Below are 21,878 nucleotides of genomic sequence, written 5' to 3' on the forward strand. Positions count from 1 at the left end.
ACATGCTGCTCGAGAAGATAAAGACCCCCGGCCTCTCCCACCTTTCCTATCTGATTGGTTCGCAGGGCAAGGCAGCGGTCATCGATCCGCGCCGGGACTGCGAGATTTATGTCGAGCGTGCCCGCGCCGAAGGGCTGGAGATCACGCATATCTTCGAAACGCACAGGAATGAGGATCTCATCACGGGATCGCCGGTATTGGCCAAAATGACCGGTGCCCGCGTTCTGCACGGTCCAAACCCTGCGGACGAGATTGTTTTCGCCGACACCGCGCGAGAGGGCGACGTTTTCGAGATCGGGAAGTTGCGGATTTCGGTGCTCGAAACTCCCGGTCACACCGACGATCATCTCGCCTTCGTCCTCCATGACGACGATTTTCCCGAAGGACCGATCGGCGTGTTCACCGGCGATGCGCTCTTCGTTGGCGACGTCGGACGCACCGATTTCTATCCCGAGCGCGCGCGGGAGGTCGCGGGCCTCCTGTACGATTCACTGCAGAAGATTTGCGGTCTGGGTGACCAGACGATCATTTACCCCGCGCATGGAGCAGGCTCGGTCTGCGGTTCGGGAATGGCGGACCGGGAATTCTCGACCATAGGCCACGAACGTCGCAACAATCCCCGGCTCCAGATCGCCCATCGCGAGGAATTTATCGAGGCCAAGCTCGCCGAGCATCATTACCAACCGCCCTATTTCAGGCTGATGGAGCGCCTGAATGTCGAGGGAACATCTCCTGCGCCACGGATTTTGCGACCAAAATGTCTCATGCTCTCGGACATTCGCGAAATCGACCCCGATCATGTCGTCGACGTACGGGATCCGCTTGCATACGCAAGCGGGCATCTGCCTGGTTCGATATGCCTTCCGGTCGGCATGATCTCGGCGTTTGCGGGCTGGTTCATCAGGGAGGGTGAAACAATCGCCCTCGTCGGATCGGCGGAAGACCAGCTGGCTTCGGCCATGACACACCTTGTGAGGATCGGGCTCGACTCGATCGACGGCGGCTATGTCGGTATCGTCCCGGCTGCAGCGCAAGGAATGGACATGGCGAACCTTCCGATGATCGGGACGAGCGAGGTTCAGGATCGTCTCGAGCGCAAGCGCGACAACTGGACCTTGCTTGACGTGCGTGACCTCGATGAGCGGCGCAGCAGCGCGATCGAGGGATCGGAACACATCTACGTGGGCGAACTCAATTCCCGCTTCGCCGAGCTCGATCGCGAACGCGCCTATTCCGTCATGTGTGCCAGTGGCATGCGTGCGAGTGTGGCGGCGGGCTGGCTGCAAAGCAAAGGATTCGAAAAGCTCGATATATATCTGGGCTCGATGGGTGCCTGGCAGCACGCGTCGTGATGAACCATCGCACCCGATGCGAGGTCCTTGTCTTGCGCTCTTCAAAGCTTTACGCCTTTTTTATGCGAGTCTTGCGCACCCTTGGACTGCTACTGATCGCCTGCGGGCTGTTCGTCCAGTCGGCAGCGCATGCATCTGCCCTGCCTCAGGCGGTCGATGCAGGCAAACCGGCCTGCGCCGAGATGGAGATGATGGCGGGCGCAGCTTCCATGGACGATCATGACGGCGTGCCTTGCAAGAACCTTCGGCTGGATTGTCTCGTGGCATTCGGCTGCATCCCGCCCCTCGTTCCAGGGGGTGATGCGACCCTGGTCGGTGAAATACCGGCGCAGGCTTCTCAGTTCAGCAGATTAGTCTCCAATTCGCTCGCAGCCACAGGACTAGGGCCAGAGCCGCCACCTCCGCAACTTCCGGCATGACCCGTGTGCAGGCTCAAGCCTGCGCGCTCCTGCCTCTGGATGAACGGCCTGCGCTCGACGCGGGCCGGTGATCCGGAACGCGTGTCTGACGCGCTCCTTTTGCGGATGAACGATCATGAAACGAATAAGCTGGACCGCGCTTCCGGTCCTGCTGGCCCTCGCGCCGGCGAGTAATGCCCAGTCGGTGGGCTATGAGGAAGCTTTGCGAGCAGCAACGAGCGACCAGCCCCAGGTTCGAACAAGCGAGCTAAGACTGGACGCCCGGCGCGAGATCGCCGACGCTGCCGATGAATTGCCCGATCCGCGGCTTCGCGCGAGCATCCAGAACCTGCCGGTAAGCGGGCCGGCTGCGTTAGAGCTGAATCGCCAGCTCCCAACGCAGATCCAAGTCGGTATCGAACAGGAGATCCCCAATCTCGCGAAACGTCGGGCCCGGTTCGGAATGGCGGAGGCCGACATCGACCTTGCCGCAGCACAGTTGCGTCAAACAAGTTACAGGGTGCGCGTGGGAGCAGGAATGGCATGGATTTCGTTGGCTTATGCCCAACGGGCTCTGACCGTCGCCGACGATGCACTTGCTGAAATCGAGAGGCTCGTACCACTCGCGCGCAGTTCTGTCGCCGCCGGTTCGGCCAGACCCGCCGAAAGTCTGGAAGTACGCCGTGCCGTGCTCGAAGTCGAAGACATGCGGACCAGGATCGAAGCCGACCGAGAGACCGCTCAGGCCATGCTGTCGCGCTATACGGCTCTGCCGAACGCTACCGCGACCGGAACCATCCCTTCGGCCGATCTCGATCCCGAAGGTTTGCGGGCCATGCTCCAAAGCAATCCGGAGCTTGTCGTGGCGCTTGCGCAGGTTCGTCAAGCGGAAGCGCGAAGTGATCTTGCCCGATCGGAAAGGCGTCCGGATTTCGGCGTCAATGTGAGCTATGGAAGGCGCGATCCCGACTTTGGCGATGTCGTCTCGGTGATGGGTTCGATCACGCTCCCGATTTTCGCCGACCGGCGCCAAAACCCGCGTGTAGCCGCCGCCGACACCAAGGCGGCGGCGGCGCAGTCGGCCAGAGCAGACCGGCTCCGTGAACTCGAAGCCCAGTTCGAGACCGATCTCGCCGCATGGCGCAGCGCTTATCGACAATGGCAGCGCGCGACGGACGAACTGCTCCCTCTTGCCGAAAGCCGCGTGGACCTCGAACGCGCGAGCTTTGCCGCAGGCCGCGCGGATCTGCTCGACATCATCGACGCCATCAAAACGCTCGCCATGCTGCGGGTGGAAATTCTGCAACGCGAAGAGGCGTCCGTCGAGGCCGCCGCGAACCTGCGACTGACTTATGGGGAGTATGGCCGATGAGACCCGCAATGGGAGCCGCGTGGGACAGGCTGTCGCCGCGCCAGAAATCCTGGATGATGGCAGGCACGGTCGCGCTCATCAGTCTTGCCGCCGGCTATGGTCTCTCGCAGCTCGGCGAAGGCCAGGGTGGTGCAAGCGACGCGGGCGGCAGTGCGACCGAATGCGAGGAGGTCCTTTACTGGTACGACCCGATGGTGCCGGGGCAGCACTTCGACGAGCCGGGCAAGTCGCCCTTCATGGATATGCAGCTGGTGCCCAAGTGCGCGGGCGAGGAGGCCACTGCAGGCGTCAGGATAGATCCCGGCCTGGTGCAGAATTTCGGCATCCGCACCACTGAAGCCGAGTACGGCGTCCTCGAGCCGGAAATAACCGTCACAGGCGTTCTGGCCTACAATGAACGCGACGTCGCGATCGTCCAGCCACGTGCCGGAGGCTATGTACAAAGAACCTACGGCCGCGCGCCCGACGATGTCGTTGGACGGGGCGCGCCGCTCGCGGATATCCTGGTTCCCGAATGGGGCGGAGCGCAGCAGGAGTATCTGGCCGTCCTGAACAGCGGTGATGAAGAACTTGCGCAGGCCATGCGCGAACGCATGCGCCTTTTGGGCATGCCTCCAGGCCTGATCTCATCGGTAGGGCGCAATGGACGTCCGCAGTCCACGATCACCGTTACCGCGCCGATTGGAGGTGCCATCACATCGCTCGGCGTGCGTCCGGGAATGACAGTCATGGCCGGACAGACGCTCGCCGAGATAACCGGTTTCTCACCGATCTGGCTCGAAGCCGCGGTGCCTGAAAGGCAGGCGGCGACTGTCCGCGTCGGGCAACCTGTCAGCGCGACGCTGACCGCATTCCCCGAGGAACGCTTCTCCGGGCCCATCATCGCTATCCTGCCGAGCGCGCAGGATGCAAGCCGTACGATCACCGTTCGTGCGCAACTGCCCAATGCATCCGGGCGCCTCAAGCCGGGCATGTTCGCACAGGTCTCGCTGACCCCGGACACACGCCGCGCGCTGCTGGTCCCCTCCGAAGCGGTTATCAGGACCGGACGTCGAACCATCGTGATGGTGAAGCAGGACGAGGGCGGTTTCATGCCCGCCGAGGTCCGGATCGGCCGCGAAGCGGGTGGAAGGAGCGAAGTGTTGGCCGGTCTGTCGGCAGGCGAGCAGGTCGTAACATCGGGTCAGTTCCTGCTCGATTCCGAAGCAAGCCTCACCGGACTGGACGTCCGTCCGGTCGATCAGGCAGATGACGCTTCCACCGGCGGCGAGGACGAACCAGCGACCTTCGGTGCCACCGGCACGATCCAGTCGATCGCCAATGGTTCGGTGACGCTGCGGCATGGTCCTGTGCCCCGGCTCGATTGGCCCGCGATGACCATGACCTTCCGCACGAAGAGCGCGGCGCAAATGCGCGGGCTCGAGACGGGAGACAGGGTGCGCTTCACCTTCACCCAGGAGGATGCCGGCCCCCGGATCGAGTCTATCACGAGGGCCGGACAATGATTGCTCGGATAATCGATGCCTCGATCGCCAACCGCCTGTTTATCGTTCTCGCCGCCGTCGCGGTAACGCTGGCCGGTTTCTGGGCGGTGCGCACGACGCCGGTCGACGCGTTGCCCGATCTGTCCGATGTGCAGGTTGTGGTCCGGTCAAACTATCCGGGTCAGGCCCCCCGGATCGTCGAGGACCAGGTCACCTATCCCCTGGCAACGACCATGCTCTCGGTGCCGGGGGCGAAAACCGTCCGTGGCTATTCGATGTTCGGTGACAGCTATGTCTATATCATCTTCGAGGACGGAACCGACCTCTACTGGGCGCGCTCGCGCGTGCTCGAATATCTCAACCAAGTGCAGAACCGCCTGCCCGATGGCGTCACGAGCACGCTTGGCCCCGATGCAACCGGTGTGGGGTGGATCTACGAATATGCGCTGGTCGATCGCAGCGGCGGGCACGACCTTGCAGGACTGCGCAGCCTGCAGGACTGGTTCCTGCGCTATGAGCTCAAGACGATCCCCGGCATTGCCGAGGTCGCCAGCGTCGGCGGCATGGTCAAGCAATACCAAGTCGTTCTCGAGCCTTACCGGATGGCATCGCTCGGCGTGACTCACGCCGAGATCGTGAGCGCAATCCAGTCCGCCAACCAGGAAGCGGGCGGCTCGATCGTCGAGATGGGCGAAGCCGAATATATGGTCCGCGCTTCTGGCTATCTCGGCGACCTCGATGATTTTCGGCAAATTCCACTACGCACTGCGAGTGGCGGTGTCCCGGTCACGCTGGGCGACGTAGCGACGATCCAGGTCGGACCCGAACTGCGCCGAGGCATCGCCGAGCTCAATGGCGAAGGCGAGGTTGCCGGCGGCATCATCGTTCTGCGTCAGGGTGCGGATGCAAGAAGCGCCATACAGGCCGTCGAACAGAAACTCGACGACTTGCAGGCAAGCCTTCCCGAAGGCGTCGAGATCGTCACGACCTACGATCGCTCTCAGCTCATTGATGCGTCTATAGAAAACCTCACCACGAAGCTCATCGAAGAGTTTATCGTCGTGGCGCTCGTATGCGCGCTGTTCCTCTGGCACGCGCGTTCGGCACTTGTCGCCATCATCACCCTGCCTTTGGGCGTGCTCGCGGCCTTCATCGTGATGCGCTTTCAGGGCGTCAATGCCAACATCATGTCGCTGGGTGGAATAGCCATTGCGGTCGGTGCGATGGTCGATGCCGCCGTCGTCATGATTGAGAACGCGCACAAGCATCTCGAGCGATGGGAACACGAGAATCCCGATACCGTGCTCGCGGTGAAGGAACGCTGGCGGATCATCGCCGATGCATCGAAGGAAGTGGGACCGGCGCTGTTCTTCAGCCTGCTGATCATTACGCTGTCGTTCCTACCGGTCTTTACCCTGCAGGCGCAGGAAGGGCGGTTATTTGCACCGCTTGCTTTCACCAAGACCTATGCGATGGCTGCCGCGGCCATTCTTTCGGTAACGCTGGTGCCGGTGATGATGGGTTGGCTGATCCGTGGGAAGATCCCTTCGGAAGATTCCAATTTTCTAAACCGCTGGCTGACGAAAATCTATCGTCCGGGGCTCGACTGGGTCATGCGGCGCCCCAAGGCAACGCTGGCGATCGCGGCGCTGATCTTTCTGACCACCGCGATCCCCTTCACCCGGCTTGGCGGCGAGTTCCTCCCGCCGCTCGATGAAGGCGATTTGCTTTATATGCCGAGTGCATTGCCCGGCCTTTCCCCCGGCGAGGCGTCGGCGCTGCTGCAGCGCACCGATCGCCTGATCAAGTCGGTCCCGGAAGTGGAAACGGTGTTCGGTAAAGCGGGGCGCGCCGATACGGCGACGGATCCGGCTCCCCTGACGATGTTCGAAACGACGATCCGCTTCAAGCCCCGCGAAGAATGGCGCGAGGGAATGACGCCCGATCTGCTGGTCGAGGAACTCGACCGGGTCGTCCAGGTGCCGGGCCTCGCCAATGTCTGGGTGCCGCCGATCCGCAACCGGATCGACATGCTCGCGACCGGAATCAAGAGCCCGATCGGGGTCAAGGTGTCAGGCGACGATCTCGATCAACTGGAACGCGTTGCACTCGATGTGGAGCGTATCGCCAAGACCGTGCCTGGCGTGAGTTCCGCGCTGGCCGAGCGGCTGTCGGGCGGTCGCTATGTCGATGTCGATATCGACCGGATGGCGGCCGCGCGATACGGACTCAACATTGCCGACATCCAGCAGATCGTCTCTGGTGCAATAGGCGGCGCCAATGTCGCACGGACCGTCGAGGGGCTGGCGCGCTATCCGATCAATGTGCGCTATCCCCGCGAAATCAGGGACAGCGTCGATGAACTCAGGGCCCTGCCGGTTCTGACGCCGTCCGGCCAACAGATTACGCTCGGCACTGTCGCCCGTATCGCCGTCAGCGACGGTCCGCCGATGCTCAAGAGCGAGCAGGGTCGTCTGACCAGCTACATCTATGTCGATGTCCGTGGCCGCGATCTTACCTCGGTGGTCGCCGATCTGCAGGAGGCCGTCGCCACGGGCGTCGATCTGCCTCCCGGCGTCAGCCTGTCCTATGCGGGCCAGTTCGAATATCTGACGCGCGCCTATGAGCGACTGAAGATCGTGGTTCCCGCGACGCTCGCGATCATCTTCCTGCTGCTCTATCTCATTTTCCGGCGCTGGGACGAAGCCTTGCTGATCATGGGCACGCTGCCCTTCGCGCTGACGGGCGGATACTGGTTGCTCTATCTGATGGGCTACAACCAGTCGGTGGCGACTGCGGTCGGCTTCATCGCGCTTGCCGGTGTCTCCGCCGAATTCGGCGTGGTGATGCTGATTTACCTGAAAGCCGCACTGGAGCGACGGCAAGCTGACCTGGGCGCCGAAGAAGTGGACGAGGCCATCCGGGAAGGCGCGCTCCTGCGCGTGCGGCCCAAGGCGATGACCGTCGCAGTCATCCTTGCGGGTCTCTTTCCGATCCTGATCGGCACCGGCGCGGGCTCGGAAGTCATGAGCCGCATCGCCGCGCCGATGGTCGGCGGCATGATCACCGCCCCGCTCCTGTCCATGTTCCTGCTTCCCGCCGCTTATCTGTTGTTGCGGCGTCCCCGTCCGGAAAAACCGGCGAACCCTCAAGGAGAAGAAGAATGCGTACCCCAACCTACATGATCCTGCTCGCGGCACCGCTGGCGCTTGCAGCTTGCGACGCTGCAGACGACAGCACCGGGACCATGATGTCTGACGAGATGGCGAACTCGGACAGTATGCCCATGTCAGGCGAAATGCCGATGGCGGAGGAGACCGGCGGCGAGCAGAGCGCCAGCGCGGAGGGAACGGTAACAGACATCGATCCCGGGGCGGGCACCGTGACCATCGAGCACGGTCCGGTCGAAAGTATCGGATGGCCCGCGATGACCATGACCTTCGAAGCCGACGCGCAAATCCTCGAACAGGTCAGTGTCGGTGAGGGAATAGCCTTTGAATTTCGTACTGGAACCGAAGGCAGCGTCGTTACCTCGGTAACGCCGCGATAGCATGATGGGTGGGAGGCGCGCGGTTGCGCCGGTGCCTCCCACGCAAAAACAGGTGAATATGCCCGGTATCGACAGGCCCGACTTTAAGGATCGCCGCGACTTCATGAAAAGCGCCGGCCTCGCGGCGACGGGTTTCGCGGCGCTGCCGCTGGTGGGTTGCGACACGCAAAGCAGGGTGTCGCTCGATCAGCGAGGAGCAAGCAATCCTCTTGCCATACCTCGGCTACAGGCCGGAACGATCGAACGGGGCGAGCGTGTCTTTCGCCTGTCCCTGACACCGGGCGAGAAAGAATTCGTGCCCGGCACGCCGTCACCGACGATCGGTATCGACGCATCCTATCTCGGTCCGACCCTCGAAATGCGCCGCGGCGAACAGGTTCGCTTTCATATCGACAACAAGCTTGCCGAGGATGCGACCGTCCACTGGCATGGTTTCGAACTTCCCGCCACCGCGGATGGCGGACCGCACCAACTCGTGCGGCCCGGCGAACGCTGGAGCCCGTCCTTCGAAATACGCCAGCGCGCTTCGCTATACTGGTATCATTCTCATACGCATCGCCGGGCCGGACCACAGGTCTATGCCGGACTTGCTGCCCCGATCTACGTGCGCGACGAGGAAGAGGATCGCCTCGATCTGCCGAGCCGGTACGGTGTAGATGATATCCCGCTCGTCGTGCAGGATCGCGTGATCGACAGCTCAGACCGCCTCGTTTACCCGCTCAACATGCACTCGCGGATGATGGGGGTGATAGGTGAGCGCATCTATGTGAACGGAACGGCCAATGCCGTTTTCGACGCCACCGCCGGTCCGCTGCGCCTGCGGCTTCTCAATGGATCGAATGCGCGGTTCTACACCTTCTCGCTCGAAGGTGATCGTCCGATGCAACTCATCGCAAGCGATGGCGGCCTGCTTGCCGCACCCCGCGAGATTCGCAGTCTTACCCTTGCCCCAGGCGAACGCGCACAAGTGATCGTCGACCTTTCCGAAGGGCGCCCGCTGCGCCTGAATGCCAGCAGTCCTGATAACGCCATGGGCATGATGGCCGGAGAAGGCGGGGGTATGATGGACGGCGGAATGATGGGAAACCGGACCGGTCGCGAGAGGCAGGGCCGCACCTTTTCGATCCTCGATATGCGTCCCTCCGGATCATCGACTCCAGTGATGCTCCCGCCCACCCTGGCCGCGCTAGCCGCGCCAGACCCCTCGCTCGCCGTTCGCAGCCGCCGTTTCGTACTCGATATGGGCATGATGGGTCGGGGCATGGCGATCAACGGCGAGACCATGGACATGGATGTCATCAATCAGCGCGTACCGGTGGGTCAGTGGGAAATATGGGAAATCGCCAACGCATCGATGATGGCCCATCCCTTTCATATTCATAATGTGCAGTTCCGCTTGCTCGACCGGGACGGTCGGCCTCCGCAGGCGGAAGAGGCGGGCTTCAAGGACACCGTTATCGTCAAGCCACGTGAACAGGTCAGGCTGCTGTTGCGGTTCGAAGAGAATACCGATCCCGACAATCCCTACATGTATCACTGTCATATCCTCGAGCACGAGGACGCAGGCATGATGGGGCAATTCGTGGTCACGGCCAATTAGGGGAGAACGACAGATGAGCGATGGGCACAATGCAATCGAGGGTACGGCGACCGACCCCGTTTGCGGAATGAGCGTGAAGATGGACGGCGCCCGCTTCATCGATCGACACGAGGGTGGCGACCATTACTTCTGCTCCTCGCGCTGCCTCGACAAGTTCCGCGCGGATCCGGAGATGTATCTTTCGAAGGCGCACCTCGATGCTGTCGAGGATGTCCCGGAAGGTACGATATACACCTGTCCGATGCATCCGGAGATCCGGCAGCCGGGGCCGGGCTCCTGCCCGATATGCGGGATGGCCCTCGAACCCGAAACGGTCACCTTGAACGAGGGCCCCGATCCCGAACTCGTCGACATGCGGCGAAGGTTCTGGTGGAGCGCGCTCTTCACCCTGCCGCTCTTCGCCTATGCGATGGGCGACATGATCCCGTCGCGACCGTTCGATCAGGTCATCGAACCCGCTTTCGCGCAGTGGCTGCAGCTTCTGCTGGCCACTCCGGTGGTGCTTTGGGGCGGCTGGCCCTTCTTCACCCGCGCGCTGCAATCAGTCCGAACCATGAACCTCAACATGTTCACCCTGATTGGCTTCGGCGTTGCCATCGCTTATCTGTTCAGCCTTGTGGCAACCCTCGCCCCGGACATCTTCCCCGAGGCTTTCCGCGATCATGCGGGCCGGGTCGGCGTCTATTACGAGGCCGCAGCGGTTATCACGACCCTCGTGCTGCTCGGGCAGGTGCTCGAGCTCAAGGCGCGCGGATCGACATCGAGCGCCTTGCGAGCGCTTCTCGAACTCGCGCCCCCGACCGCGATGAAGATCTTCGGTCGCGGCGATGAGCGCGAAGTACCGCTCGATGAATTGACGTCGGGGGACCTGCTGCGCGTGCGTCCGGGCGACAAGGTCCCCGTCGATGGCACGCTCGAGGATGGAAGCAGCGCCATCGACGAGTCCATGATCAGCGGCGAGCCCATTCCCGTCAAGAAAAGCGCTGGCGATCCCGTGATCGGAGGCACTGTCAACCAGACCGGCAGCTTCACCATGCGCGCGACGCAGGTCGGCGCGGACACCATGCTCTCGAAGATCGTGCAGATGGTGGCGGAGGCGCAGCGCAGCCGGGCACCGATCCAGCGGCTCGCCGACCAAGTCACCGGATGGTTCGTGCCCATCGTCGTCCTTGTCGCTATCGTGAGTTTTGTCGTCTGGGCCATCTGGGGACCGGCACCGGCCCTTGCCTACGCGCTCGTCAACGCGGTCGCCGTTCTGATCATCGCCTGTCCCTGCGCGCTCGGACTGGCGACGCCAATGTCGATCATGACCGGCACCGGCAAGGGAGCCCAGCACGGCATCCTGATCAAGAACGCCGAAGCGCTCGAAACGCTGGAAAAGATCGATACGCTGGTTGTCGACAAGACCGGCACACTGACCCGGGGCAAGCCCGATCTTGTCGACGTAAAACCGCAGTCAGATTTCGACGAGCAGGAGTTGCTGAGCCTTGTCGCTGCCGTTGAGAGAGGAAGCGAGCATCCGCTCGCCCACGCGATCGTGGAAGGGGCTCAAAACAGGGGCGCTGCCATTCTCGACGCTTCCGATATCGAGTCCGTGACCGGCGAAGGCATCCAGGCAAATGTCGACAAGCGCAGGGTCGCGATCGGGAATGAAAAGATGATGGAGCGTATAGGGGCGCTCGAAGAAGGCTGGCGGTCAACGGCGGACGAAGGCCGAAGCCTCGGACAGACGGTGATGTTCGTGGCCGTGGACGGGGCACCGGCAGGCCTTATCGCTGTCGCCGATCCGATCAAGGAAACCAGCCGCACCGCTATTGCCGCGCTGCATGAGCGCGGCATCAAGATCGTGATGCTTACCGGCGACAGCGAAGCCACCGCGCGTGCGGTAGCAAGCCAGGTCGGTATCGACGAAGTCGAAGCGAATGTCTCGCCCGAGGACAAACATCGCAAGATCGAGCAGTTGAAGAGCGAGGGTCGCCGGGTCGCTATGGCCGGCGACGGCATAAACGACGCACCCGCGCTTGCCGCTTCGCATGTCGGCATCGCGATGGGAACGGGTACCGATGTCGCGATCGAAAGCGCGGGCGTGACATTGGTGCGCGGCGACCTCGTCGGCGTTGTTCAGGCGCTCGTCCTGTCTCGGGCCACTATGCGCAACATCAGGCAGAACCTGTTCTTTGCCTTTGCCTATAATGCGCTCGGAATTCCGGTCGCTGCAGGTGTCCTCTATCCATGGACCGGGTTGCTTTTGAACCCGATGATCGCGGCCGCAGCGATGAGCCTGTCTTCGGTATCGGTGATCGGCAACGCCCTGCGCCTGCGCGGCCTCGCTCTTCCCAAATTCGATACCTGAGCGGTGAGGGCGGGACGGAGATGGCGCGAGTAACGGATAAGGCGATGCAGGATCAAAACCCAATCTCTGAGAAATCGCGCGAATGGCGCGGTGCTCATCCAGCGCTCTGGATCGCCCTGTTCGGAATTTTCATCGCTTTCGCCTGGGAGATGCTCCAGCTTCCCTTCTACCAGTCAGCTGGTCTGTCGCCCGCCGAGGCTGCTCGCCGCTGTGGCCTAGCCTCGTTCGGCGACGCTGGCATAATGGTTGCGGCTTATCTCGTCGCCTCGATCGGCAATCGACAATGTCCGTGGTTGACCCGTTTTGAGGCTTGGCGCTTCGCCGTCTACCTTGCGACCGGCCTCGTAATAACGGCTTTCGTCGAAATCCTGGCGGTCGGCGCCGATTGGGGATGGACGTACAGCGAGAGCATGCCTCTGCTGCCGGGGACCGACATTGGCCTAGTCCCCATGCTGATGTGGATTGTGGTCCCTTCAGCGACTTTGTGGTTCGCGCGGCGAATGGGAACCGGACCCACGCGATAGGAAGTTGATCAACTGGTTCAGCAGCAACTAGCCGAGGTGGAGCGCAAAATCTCCGATCTAATGGCTTTACGAGACGAGCTGGGACAGATGTTACGGTCCTGCGAGTCGGACAAGATCGGTGAATGCAAGGTCATCGGATGCCTCGGGCACCATAGCGTTGTGCAAGATCTCAATGGCTGTCCGCTTGTGGATCACCCATGGAAGGAGTGGAACGGCCGAAATTAGGGCGCGAAGCGGACATCAAGAAATGTTGCGGGCTTCACGAGATCTCGTCCGCAAAAGGATAGTTGAGTAATGTCATTGGAGGACTGAGTGGCTGACGCCGAAAGGTGAAAATTCCACTGAGGCGCGCAGACTTGCAGCCAGCTGCGCGCCGCCTCGAGACTCCCATGACAAAGAAAGAAACCAAAGGAAGAGCGTCCTACGCGGGCGCTCTCCTTATTTGCCGGAACCTTGCCCGGCTTACCGTTTACGAAATGGTGGGCGACCAGATCCTGATACCGGATAATGGCGACAACCAATCCAGCACCTTGCAATCGCTGATCCTCATGCCGGGCGTCCAGCTTGCATCTGACGAGATGGTGAGAGGCATCGCGAAACTCGGAACCACCGCCATCGGCGTAAGGTGCCTTCGTTCTCGCGACGATCAACGAATTGCCGACTTCGCCGTGCTGTTCGCTGCGAACGGCAACGCCGAGCGATTTGCGGCCATGCGCGCGTGGATCGATCGAGATGGCGGTCTTTATCTCATACCCGAAGATACCTCCGAAGCGGGCAGCGCATGCTTCAAGTTCGATCGCGGCCTGCACATTGCCAAGCAACCCTGGGCTGACGAGGCCGACCGCAGGCGCGGTCTTGCCGAAGCAATGGTCCTGCTTCTGGCTGAAGGGACCGACCAGCGGCCCAGCTGATCCCGGAATGAAGAGAAGGCTCGGCTTGTTGGCCGAGTAGATAATGAAATTAGAACCGGGGAGGGCGAGCTCGGTCAGAGCGCCGTCCCCCAAAGGATATCTCCCGATGAATATGATTACCCTGAACCGCCCGCTCGAGGGCGAACCCCTGCGGCCATGGATTACCCACCGGACGCGGAGCCGTTTTGCCTCGCTCGTGACGTCCTGCGGTCTCGCCAGTGTCGAAGCTGCTCGCCTTGACGAGAGTATCGCGCGCGGCTTCTTCGAAGACGACGACGCGGGAGTGGTGCTGACTGCAACCTCCTGCAACCGCCCTCTGTTCTATCCCGAGTGTGAATTGCTCTCGCAATTCCTGAGCCAGGATCTCGTCCTGATGCGCTTCGATCCCCTGGATGGCGCGACCTTCGATGTCTTGCTGGAAGGTAGCCAGACCTGGCTGTGCAATTACCTCGCATGGCGCCGCGATGGCGGTGCGCTTTGGCTCGTCCCCGCCCACACCGCAGGCCCCTTCTTTCGGTTGAGCAAAGAGGGGCTCGATGCCTTCGAGGGCGCGCCTTACGAGAACGGGTCTCAGCGCTACGCCGGCATCATTCGGGCCATCGAAACTCCCTCTTTCGAAGGGAGGTTCTGATCATGGCGAAGGCAAAACCCAAAAAAGTCCAAGTCGCGGAAACCGCGGAAGCGCCGTCCAAGGTCAAGATGAAGATCTTCAAACACGAGCCGTGTGACGGGCACCCTGATTTCGGCTGGTTCCGTTACTGGTACGAGACCGAATTCGACCGTGCGACCGTGACCGAGTGGATCGAGAAGAAGAGCGCCCCCGGCGACGATCCGAAGTTCGGCCACGCGGCGCGGATCGAGGTCTTGTTGCCGCCCAGCGCGCCCGCTGATTACACGAATATCGAGTTCTTGACCCAGCGGTTCGACGAGACCTTGCCGCCCTTTGAGAAGCACGCATTGATCCAGGCCAAGATCATGCTCGACGACGATGAAGCCTGGCACATCGGCTATGAGCGGGTACGCAGTTTTGCTCGTTCCCATTTCGCTCACCGGTACGTGGTCATCCTCATCGCGCATATCCCGGGCACGGCCGGCCTCAAGGGGCAGGGCAATCACATCCACTGCGCGGTCCTCTCGAGGACGATCAACATCAATGGTTTTGGCGGAGCGTGCACGAACCTGTGCTCGGACCGCGGCTATGAAGCGGCGGTCGCTGCGTGGCAGGAACACAAGAAGAACTGGGACGTGGCAGCATGAGCGCGGAAGAGAACACCAAGCCCTCCGAATTCCTGGCAAATCATCTGGCCCGAAAAGGACCGGACGAAGTCGAAAAGATCCAAGCCACCGTCGACCTGGCTCGCCAGCTGCTGGAAAGCGGGGAGGTCCAGCAATATGCAGAAGGGGAGAACCCCTTCGAATTGCCTCCGTATCCATGGGAGATCAGTGAGGTTCCGGCCAATGCTCCCAGACGCGTCTTCCTCGGAACGGTGAGCGATTTGGCAACGGGGCAGGGGCATACCGTCTATCTTGCGGCGGCCCTGGCGCGGAATGAAGACGAGTTTCGCCGAAAGTTGGCGGCTCACATCGGGCATACGCTCGCGAACGGCGCCAATGTGAATCCCGGCGTGGGAGACTTCCACTTCTCGAAGACCTTCATATCGCCGTCACTCCAGCAGACCCTCGAGAAGTTCGACCAAGGGAGGAATGCGCCAGCAGCTTTCTTCTTTCTGAGCCAGTGGCATGAAAATCGGTCTTGAATTGAAGCAGCTGCCGCTCAGCGCTAGACCATTTAGCGGGAGCGGCAGTTTTGCGCCCCCATCCCGATCATAGACCCAATCATCCAAGGCTCCCGAAAGCGAACATAGCCGTCAGTCTACAGCGACGTCCGCTTCCGGGACATTCCGGGCGGCCCCTAAATGTCGGAGCTGGGGTGGATAGCTGCCGGCTTTATCTGGTGCGCTCGAACCTTGCTGCGCGGCCGTTTCAGTCGTTACCGGTTAAACTCTCTACCACCGGACATTGATCATGATTCCCTGTGCCGCACTGTTCGACCAATGTGGCGATAGCAATTTCCATCCGTTTGAGATCTGCTAGCTTGGTGCGAACATTTGATAGGTGCTGTTCGGCGATCGATTGCACTCGATCGCAATTCTTCTGAGGTCGGGGCGCAAGATCGAGCAGTGCTTGCACCTCTTCAAGCGAAAAGCCGAGTTCTCGTGCGCGCCGGATGAAACGGAGGCGCTCTATATCCGACGGACCATAATCGCGGTAAGCACCCTTGCGCGGGGGCGGCTCGATCACACCGATCCGTTCGTAATAGCGGATCGTCTCGATGTTGCATCCGGTTTGCTTCGACACTTCACCGATTTTCACACAGAACCCCTTGAGTCTGTAGTTGCTACAGACAGTAGATATGGCTGCGACTCGGATTCTGCAAAAGGACATTCAATGCGCAGCCTTGGCACTTGGTGGAACGGATTAGCTACGGGCGGCGGCCTCTTTGCAGCATTCGGTGCTGCCGCTTGCTGTGCGCTTCCTTTGGCACTGGCGTCGGTCGGCGTAGGTTCGGCTTGGCTTGGCAGTGTGTCACCGGTCGTAGCGCCTTATCGGTCACCGCTTCTTATCCTCGCGTCGGTTCTGCTTTTCGCGGCAACTCTCCGACTACTTTGGCAATTTCACACCGTCCGAACGTGCCCGGCTGATGGGAATTGTGGCTCACTAACCTATCGGGTTTTGACCGCCGTAGGGATCGCCATCGGTGCAGTATTGCTGATTGGAGCTTTCTTTTATGGCTGAACTGATTTTGACTTCTCGCCTGCGTTGTCCTGAGTGCGGGCACGAGAAGGAAGAGGAAATGCCGACCAACGCCTGCATGTTTTTCTATAATTGCTCGAGCTGCGGCGTACGCCTTCAGCCGCTCCACGGCGATTGCTGCGTGTTCTGTTCATACGGCACGGTCCCCTGCCCACCGATCCAAGAGGGAAATTGCTGTAGTGGCTGAGAAGTTTGACTTCATCGCAATCGGTTCCGGAACGGCTGCGCAGGATACATGGTCGGTTGACGTGCGGCGACTTCACCCAGTCGCCTGAAACTCCCTAACGGATGCTGCAGATACCCATTGCTTTTCGCTAAATGATCGACCGCATTGAAGAAGCAACAAAGGTCGGCATGCGTCTGCTTTAGCGTCGAAAGCTGGTCCATTGTCCGAGACGGGCGATGCCGCGCTTCAGTTTCGGTCCTGCATAACCGCCATCGGCGAAGAGATGCCGTAGCCACGGGAAGGATGTAACAATCTCGGCCAGCACCAGCGGAGCACCATCGCGGTCCTGGATGTCGGCAGTGTGGATCATGCCATGAACCAGATTGCCGTCGGTATCGGTGATGATGTGGCGCTTGCGCCCCTTGATCTTCTTGCCTGCGTCATAGCCGCACGGACCGCCGCTTTCGGTGGTTTTGACAGACTGGCTGTCGATCACTCCTGCACTGGGCGATGCCTCCCGGCCTTGCGCAGTGCGAAGGTCTTGCAACAGGTAATGGTTGATCAGTTCCCACAGACCCGCATCGCGCCACTGGTAGAACCAGCGCTGAACTGTCGAGACTGGTGGAAAGCAGGGCGGCAACATCCTCCACGGCAGGCCGCCACGCAAAAGGTAGAGGATCGCCTCCACCACGCGCCGCATCGGCCATTTGCGCGGACGACCAGTATCGGATGGTGCGGGGAAGAAGGGCTCCAGAAGCGCCCATTCCGTATCCGTCAAATCGCTTGGCAAAGCCAGCCCCTTGCGCGCATCCTGCGAACGGGTGGTATCGGTCCACATCACTGATCTCCAGAAGTTCTTCGCAAAACTCCTGAATCAGCCCTGGATTTGGCCGTCAAGCTAACTCGCTGATATCACCCAACTTAGTTTCGGGTCAGGCTCTAGCGCACTTATAGTGATGGCTAGAACTGCCGGAGCCAGCTGCGATGCATTTATCTAGATAGCTGTCCGCTTTGGCGCTTGTCGCGCTGAGGCCGAGCAGCAGGCTAGAGACCGAAAGCGAGGCCAATGTGAAAAGTCGATGCATGAATATAACTTTCAATTAGATGTACAGCGAACACTGCGAACTTGGCGCGAGACAATTGGCTCGCCATCCTCCCCGATCGGATAACGATAGAGGATGTTCTTGTTGTCGTCGTCGATCTCGAACCGGATGTCGCTCTCGCCTAACAGGAAAGTTTCCATGCGGCTGGTGAACCGCCCATTGAAAAGGCTGCCGCTCCCGCCGCCTGTCATGGCTCCCATGAACTCGACGCCGATCAGGAGGTAGTCATTGCTCTCGTAGTAGTTGACGCTCTCTGCATCGATGAAGAACGTGTTGACGCCGTATTCGTCTGCGCAGTCTTCTGCGGCCGAACCCCAGTTTCCATGAAACACAGACGGTATTTCGTTGTGAAAGGGTTTGGCGGCTACGGAAGTGTTACTCAGAGAGATGATGAGCAACGCTGGAAGAGTGAATTTTATGCGAGGGACCTCGAGTTGTTTTGGGATCTGGAAGTCAATTCGATTCTAACTTTTCGCGCAAATCGCGTTCTAGGTTTTCTCGTTTCCTCCTGAGAAACGAGGAACTCTCGTGCGTCGAAAGAAACAAGGAATAACCGTTGTTCAAAAAATGCTCGAAACGACGCTCGACAAGTGATCCACCGATGACATTTTTCGCGGCGGACCGCCGCAAACCTTGTTCGATTCGGTTGAGGGAGCCACGATCGTCTGCCTCTCTCGGACCAGACGCTACGCCCGTCGTTCGACATCACCCTCGCCACAAGCAACCATCCCGCGAAGCGGATTCGTGCTAGGGCCCTTCTTCTGCCTTACCAGTATAGGCGGACCTCGTTCAATCGGCCGAGGTCGAAGTAAGAGTCGCGTGTGGTGTCGTGATAGCACCACCTCGACCAATCCTCATTCGCATCCCACGCCGTCGTTGTCCCGGTCGAGATGGTTTCCATAACCTGGGTCGCCCCTGCGGACGGGAGCGGCCCCAGTGGCTCGCGCCGCGGCGCAATTGACGTAGTAGGTACCGCTTGGTTGCGACTTCGGCTTCGTCGGCTGTGCGTTGGCACGATGGCAATGTCTCCCGCCGTTCTTGCGATCATTGTGGCATCCGTCCGCGGCCAAACCACCAGGATGGGCAGCGACGAAGGCGGGGACTAAAAGCGAGTATAAAAATATCAATCCTCCGAAGATCAAGACCATGCTTCTGAGAGCGAACTCCAAGCGAATTCCCTTCTCGGATCCATAGGCGTCATCGCGTGGCTTTTTCATCCGCACTTGTGCCCTCTCCAGTACTTATCCCAGCGGGCGGCCCAGCCGCCCTGGACCATGGCACAGTTAATGTCCCCACCTCGCGGAGAAATGCACCAAGCCGCAGTACGGTTGCCGCCTGCCGATCCGACTGAAACACAGCGCATCGCCGGGCCTTCTACCAAAACATGCCCATGGGCATTCTCACCTACAGGCTTGCCTAAGAAGGCAACCAGCGCGTCCCGTGCGACCGTAGCGTCTGCGGGAGTACAGGGGTGGCCGAGGCTGCAGGAGCCGTCCCTTTCTCTCGCCGCTATCCCGGAAAGCCGGATCCGGGGACCTTCCTCGCACCATATCGGCCCGTCACCGTCCCACACAGCGACGGGCGTACAAGAAAAGGTTTGTCCGCTCGGGACGATAACCGTGGCGAGAAAAAGCAAGAAGCTCACGGGTAAGTTCTAATATTTAGAACTGAGGGCATTGAGAAAGGCCCATCACTTTAATCTCGCGGTATCCGCCAAAGCGCGGAAATCTGGGAGAGTCCGGTCGAAATAGTGGAGACGCGGAGCGTCGAAAGTTACCATGTACAGCTTGCCGTCGACTATCGTCGCCCTCGCTTCGCCCTTTCTCGTTAGACCATCGAGGTCGGTGTATTCGTAGGCGAACAGGACACCGTCGCGACCGAGGAAGGTGCCGGGCTCCGCGGAAACCAGCTGGAATGCCGCTAGGTCCTTGTAGGTCCTATAAGTTCCTTCGAGCAGCTCCGGCACTTCTACGAGAAGTGTTGAAGACGTGAACTTTGGTAATGGATCACGCTTCTTGTTTCGTTCCTTGACCAGGGGATCCCCAGCTTCGATTCCCCCGAAGAAAGTGACGTCGTTCAGCTGGCCGCCGTCCAAGGTCCACGTTTCGGTTCGCTTACCGATCTTACCGCTTAGCCTATTCCAGTCCCTTGCCGGCGTCACCAGGACGTTCGAATCCGCCACGTCGACGGTCTCGCCTTGCTCCCGGAGCTTATGGGCGCTGGCGGGCGCGGCTACAAAGGCAACCGAGATGCAAACGCCGATGACTGCGGTTTTAATCTTGATGGTTTTCATTTTAGGTCTCCTTCGGGAGCATCAGGCGGATCATACCCGCATCTTCGGCGTCCGGGGCAAGCTCGAGATATTGCTTCAAGGCTTCCTGGCCGCGGAGGCGCTCACCTGTCTTGAAAAGGGAGAGGCCAAGGCCGCGATACGATGCAGCGAGGTTACCATCTAGGGCGATTGCGTTCTGGTAAAACTGGGCAGCATGAACGAGGTCGCGTTGATTCCCTCGCGTCCGATATAGCTCGCCACGGGCATGCCAAAGAGTCGGCGTCCAGCCATTTCTAGCGAGATTCTCGATGATATACTCGCTTGCGCCGAAATCATTGAGCTTGATCTGGTCTTCCAAAAATACTGGCAGCCACTTAGCGAGTGCCTGTCGGTACCTCGGGGCCCCGTCGTTACGAATGGCGCCACCAGGAGAGGCCAGTTCCGAGAGATAGCCTGCTCGCTCACCGTGGGGCGGGTGCGAGGCCGTGAACGCGATCGCGTTGTACTTGGGCTTTTTCAATCCTCGCGCCAGAGCGGAAGCATCGATCTCGCCCATCAGGTTCTGCCAGACTTCCGACGCCGCTTGGGGTCGCAGCGAACTCTGGTTGAGGTAACCTAGGCCAAGAAGGTCGGCTTCGCGCTCCTGATCGCGGCCGTAACGATACAGATTGCCGTAAACCGAGATCTCGAGAGACTGGTAAGTGCGCCGTGCATCGTAGCCAGGAGACATGCTCGCAAGCAGGGCGCCCCACGCCAGCAGGTCACTTCCGGTTCGCCTTTCCTTGAACTGCTTCAGGCTGTGCCGTTGCTCGAAGTGGCCGAACTCGTGACCCAATATGGCGGCGAGTTCAGCTTCGCTCCGCATTCTTAGAAGCATGCCGCTAAAAACGCGCATGGTACCGTTGGGAGACATGGTCGCGTTGAAAGTCGGTTCTCGCAGGACGTAGATCCGGGTCGCGGTGCAACGGTCGGTCCCAACGGTCTTGCAGAGTACCTCTTTGAGATATGCGTTAAGGGCCTCGTCTTGAATGACGAGTTGGGAGGCTGCGAGCCGACGTTCGCTCTCGTCGTCCTCCCTCCACAGGCCGACCTCGTCGACGCCCTGTGGTTGGTAGAACCCGTGATAGGGCGGTGGCGTGGGGGCCGGCTCCGCATTCACGTGCGTCGCACCAATAACGCTGGCGACAATTAGGGCGGCCTTAGCCAGGCGAAAGTGTCCCATCACTCTTTCCCGATATCGCTACCAGGGAATTCTTCGAGCAACTGCCGAACTCGTTTTTGCGAACCGTCGATCTCGCGGACATCGCCTCCTATGGCGGCATCGGCGTTGAGCCAAAGCAGGTCACCAGTCCGCAGATCGACAAGACCTGCGTAGCCCACGTGCTCTCCAGATTTCACCGCGATACCCGGCCCAAGAAGAGCAACCGCCTGTAAGATCTTGCGCCCAGTCGAGCCGTAAGCGTCCTTGTTGTAGATGAACAAAGCGTAGTCCGCGCTCTTGGCCCCGGGCAGCCTCGACACCCCGTCTCCCAACGACCAGTCGAAGACGTTGTCCTTGTTGTCGCGCTTCTTCGTGGGCAGGCGGTTTCCGACGAAGAACTGATACTCGATGACTGCCTGTGAGACAGCTGCGAAGAGGGCCATGTGTTCCTCGACCGCTTGCGCGTCTTTACCGTATGCCTCGGGTGCAACGATGACCTCGTTGCCCAGCCGAGATTGAAGGTCTTCGAGCGCTACCTGGATGTTGGATTTCGCCTGCTCTGTCCACTCCGCGTTCGGTTCAAACATCCCGCCGGTGGACTGAGATCCGACGCTAACAGACGGTCGAAAGACCAAGATGCGCTTTCCGCTTTGAGCTACAAGCTCGAAGCCTTGTTTTACGGCTGAACGCTCTTGCGCGTGAACAGGAGTTAGCGCGAACGCCAGTGATGCGATCGCTAATGCGACCCATTGTGCCAATAATTTCATGTATTGCCCCC

21 protein-coding genes and 1 pseudogene are annotated in these 21,878 nt (G+C 60.4%); 15 read left to right on the top strand and 7 right to left on the bottom strand.

All coding sequences use genetic code 11. From position 1 onward, the window contains the following. Window positions 1–2: 2 nt before the first annotated feature. The 13 genes from ACI2I1_RS11910 to ACI2I1_RS11970 all read left to right on the top strand — a co-directional run bounded on the left by ACI2I1_RS11910 (window position 3) and on the right by ACI2I1_RS11970 (window position 15,301). Window positions 3–1,352: a rhodanese-like domain-containing protein gene (locus ACI2I1_RS11910; protein ID WP_221543380.1), complete on the top strand. Its 1,350-nt coding sequence runs from the start codon at window positions 3–5 to the stop codon at window positions 1,350–1,352. Between the two features lie 62 nt (window positions 1,353–1,414). After that, on the top strand, window positions 1,415–1,771 hold the full coding sequence (locus ACI2I1_RS11915; RefSeq protein ID WP_221563801.1) for a hypothetical protein: 357 nt from the start codon (window positions 1,415–1,417) through the stop codon (window positions 1,769–1,771). 115 nt (window positions 1,772–1,886) lie between these two features. Continuing rightward, window positions 1,887–3,122 (top strand): TolC family protein, encoded by a 1,236-nt coding sequence (locus ACI2I1_RS11920; protein WP_404679297.1) that lies wholly within the window; start codon window positions 1,887–1,889, stop codon window positions 3,120–3,122. An 8-nt stretch (window positions 3,123–3,130) separates the two neighbouring features. Further along, the gene (locus tag ACI2I1_RS11925; protein ID WP_123882996.1) at window positions 3,131–4,627 is read left to right on the top strand and encodes an efflux RND transporter periplasmic adaptor subunit; all 1,497 of its coding nucleotides are present in this window, start codon (window positions 3,131–3,133) and stop codon (window positions 4,625–4,627) included. Then, window positions 4,624–7,791, top strand: a complete 3,168-nt coding sequence (locus ACI2I1_RS11930) for an efflux RND transporter permease subunit (RefSeq protein WP_160673276.1) — start codon at window positions 4,624–4,626, stop codon at window positions 7,789–7,791. The genes ACI2I1_RS11925 and ACI2I1_RS11930 overlap by 4 nt, the downstream gene beginning before the upstream one ends. Beyond that, window positions 7,770–8,156, top strand: coding sequence for a copper-binding protein (locus tag ACI2I1_RS11935; protein WP_234029091.1), 387 nt, complete (start codon window positions 7,770–7,772; stop codon window positions 8,154–8,156). Before ACI2I1_RS11930 ends, ACI2I1_RS11935 begins: the two co-directional genes overlap by 22 nt. A gap of 103 nt (window positions 8,157–8,259) precedes the next feature. Further along, on the top strand, window positions 8,260–9,756 hold the full coding sequence (locus tag ACI2I1_RS11940; protein WP_404679298.1) for a multicopper oxidase family protein: 1,497 nt from the start codon (window positions 8,260–8,262) through the stop codon (window positions 9,754–9,756). Between the two features lie 13 nt (window positions 9,757–9,769). Next, a complete protein-coding gene (locus ACI2I1_RS11945; RefSeq protein ID WP_086491589.1) occupies window positions 9,770–12,109 on the top strand; it encodes a heavy metal translocating P-type ATPase in 2,340 nt (779 codons plus the stop codon). 44 nt (window positions 12,110–12,153) lie between these two features. Further along, window positions 12,154–12,633, top strand: coding sequence for a hypothetical protein (locus ACI2I1_RS11950; protein WP_404679299.1), 480 nt, complete (start codon window positions 12,154–12,156; stop codon window positions 12,631–12,633). A gap of 389 nt (window positions 12,634–13,022) precedes the next feature. Beyond that, window positions 13,023–13,544 (top strand): hypothetical protein, encoded by a 522-nt coding sequence (locus tag ACI2I1_RS11955; RefSeq protein ID WP_404679300.1) that lies wholly within the window; start codon window positions 13,023–13,025, stop codon window positions 13,542–13,544. Between the two features lie 106 nt (window positions 13,545–13,650). Then, window positions 13,651–14,175 (top strand): hypothetical protein, encoded by a 525-nt coding sequence (locus tag ACI2I1_RS11960; RefSeq protein WP_404679301.1) that lies wholly within the window; start codon window positions 13,651–13,653, stop codon window positions 14,173–14,175. 2 nt (window positions 14,176–14,177) lie between these two features. Then, the gene (locus ACI2I1_RS11965; protein ID WP_375246626.1) at window positions 14,178–14,801 is read left to right on the top strand and encodes a hypothetical protein; all 624 of its coding nucleotides are present in this window, start codon (window positions 14,178–14,180) and stop codon (window positions 14,799–14,801) included. Further along, the gene (locus tag ACI2I1_RS11970; RefSeq protein ID WP_375246625.1) at window positions 14,798–15,301 is read left to right on the top strand and encodes a hypothetical protein; all 504 of its coding nucleotides are present in this window, start codon (window positions 14,798–14,800) and stop codon (window positions 15,299–15,301) included. Before ACI2I1_RS11965 ends, ACI2I1_RS11970 begins: the two co-directional genes overlap by 4 nt. A 226-nt stretch (window positions 15,302–15,527) precedes the next feature. On the opposite strand, the gene ACI2I1_RS11975 is transcribed toward ACI2I1_RS11970, so the two are convergent. Continuing rightward, window positions 15,528–15,917 carry a helix-turn-helix domain-containing protein gene (locus ACI2I1_RS11975; protein ID WP_337191212.1) on the bottom strand — a complete coding sequence of 130 codons (390 nt, stop codon included), beginning with the start codon at window positions 15,915–15,917 and terminating at the stop codon, window positions 15,528–15,530. Window positions 15,918–15,992: 75 nt separating this feature from the next. Between ACI2I1_RS11975 and ACI2I1_RS11980 the strand changes: the two genes are divergently transcribed. Together ACI2I1_RS11980 and ACI2I1_RS11985 are read left to right on the top strand one after the other, a co-directional pair. Beyond that, complete coding sequence (locus tag ACI2I1_RS11980; protein ID WP_160681135.1) at window positions 15,993–16,340, top strand: mercuric transporter MerT family protein; 348 nt, start codon at window positions 15,993–15,995, stop codon at window positions 16,338–16,340. Then, complete coding sequence (locus ACI2I1_RS11985) at window positions 16,333–16,545, top strand: GDCCVxC domain-containing (seleno)protein (RefSeq protein ID WP_160681134.1); 213 nt, start codon at window positions 16,333–16,335, stop codon at window positions 16,543–16,545. Before ACI2I1_RS11980 ends, ACI2I1_RS11985 begins: the two co-directional genes overlap by 8 nt. A 193-nt stretch (window positions 16,546–16,738) precedes the next feature. On the opposite strand, the pseudogene ACI2I1_RS11990 reads toward ACI2I1_RS11985, so the two are convergent. The 6 genes and pseudogenes from ACI2I1_RS11990 to ACI2I1_RS12015 all read right to left on the bottom strand — a co-directional run. Then, window positions 16,739–17,362, bottom strand: a pseudogene (locus ACI2I1_RS11990) (IS5 family transposase); the annotation flags it as partial. A gap of 258 nt (window positions 17,363–17,620) precedes the next feature. Continuing rightward, window positions 17,621–17,959 (bottom strand): hypothetical protein, encoded by a 339-nt coding sequence (locus ACI2I1_RS11995; RefSeq protein WP_404679302.1) that lies wholly within the window; start codon window positions 17,957–17,959, stop codon window positions 17,621–17,623. Between the two features lie 522 nt (window positions 17,960–18,481). Then, window positions 18,482–18,844 (bottom strand): excalibur calcium-binding domain-containing protein, encoded by a 363-nt coding sequence (locus ACI2I1_RS12000; RefSeq protein ID WP_160727642.1) that lies wholly within the window; start codon window positions 18,842–18,844, stop codon window positions 18,482–18,484. Window positions 18,845–19,317: 473 nt separating this feature from the next. Beyond that, entirely contained in the window at window positions 19,318–19,920 is a 603-nt protein-coding gene (locus ACI2I1_RS12005; RefSeq protein WP_160727641.1) for a hypothetical protein, read from the bottom strand. 1 nt (window position 19,921) lies between these two features. Beyond that, window positions 19,922–21,121 (bottom strand): M48 family metallopeptidase, encoded by a 1,200-nt coding sequence (locus tag ACI2I1_RS12010; protein ID WP_160727640.1) that lies wholly within the window; start codon window positions 21,119–21,121, stop codon window positions 19,922–19,924. Then, the gene (locus tag ACI2I1_RS12015; RefSeq protein WP_404679303.1) at window positions 21,121–21,867 is read right to left on the bottom strand and encodes a hypothetical protein; all 747 of its coding nucleotides are present in this window, start codon (window positions 21,865–21,867) and stop codon (window positions 21,121–21,123) included. The genes ACI2I1_RS12010 and ACI2I1_RS12015 overlap by 1 nt, the downstream gene beginning before the upstream one ends. Window positions 21,868–21,878: the final 11 nt, after the last annotated feature.

Origin of the sequence: Qipengyuania sp. NPDC077563, assembly GCF_044901345.1 — a bacterium.
In the GTDB taxonomy this organism is placed as follows: Bacteria; Pseudomonadota; Alphaproteobacteria; order Sphingomonadales; family Sphingomonadaceae; genus Qipengyuania; species Qipengyuania aestuarii.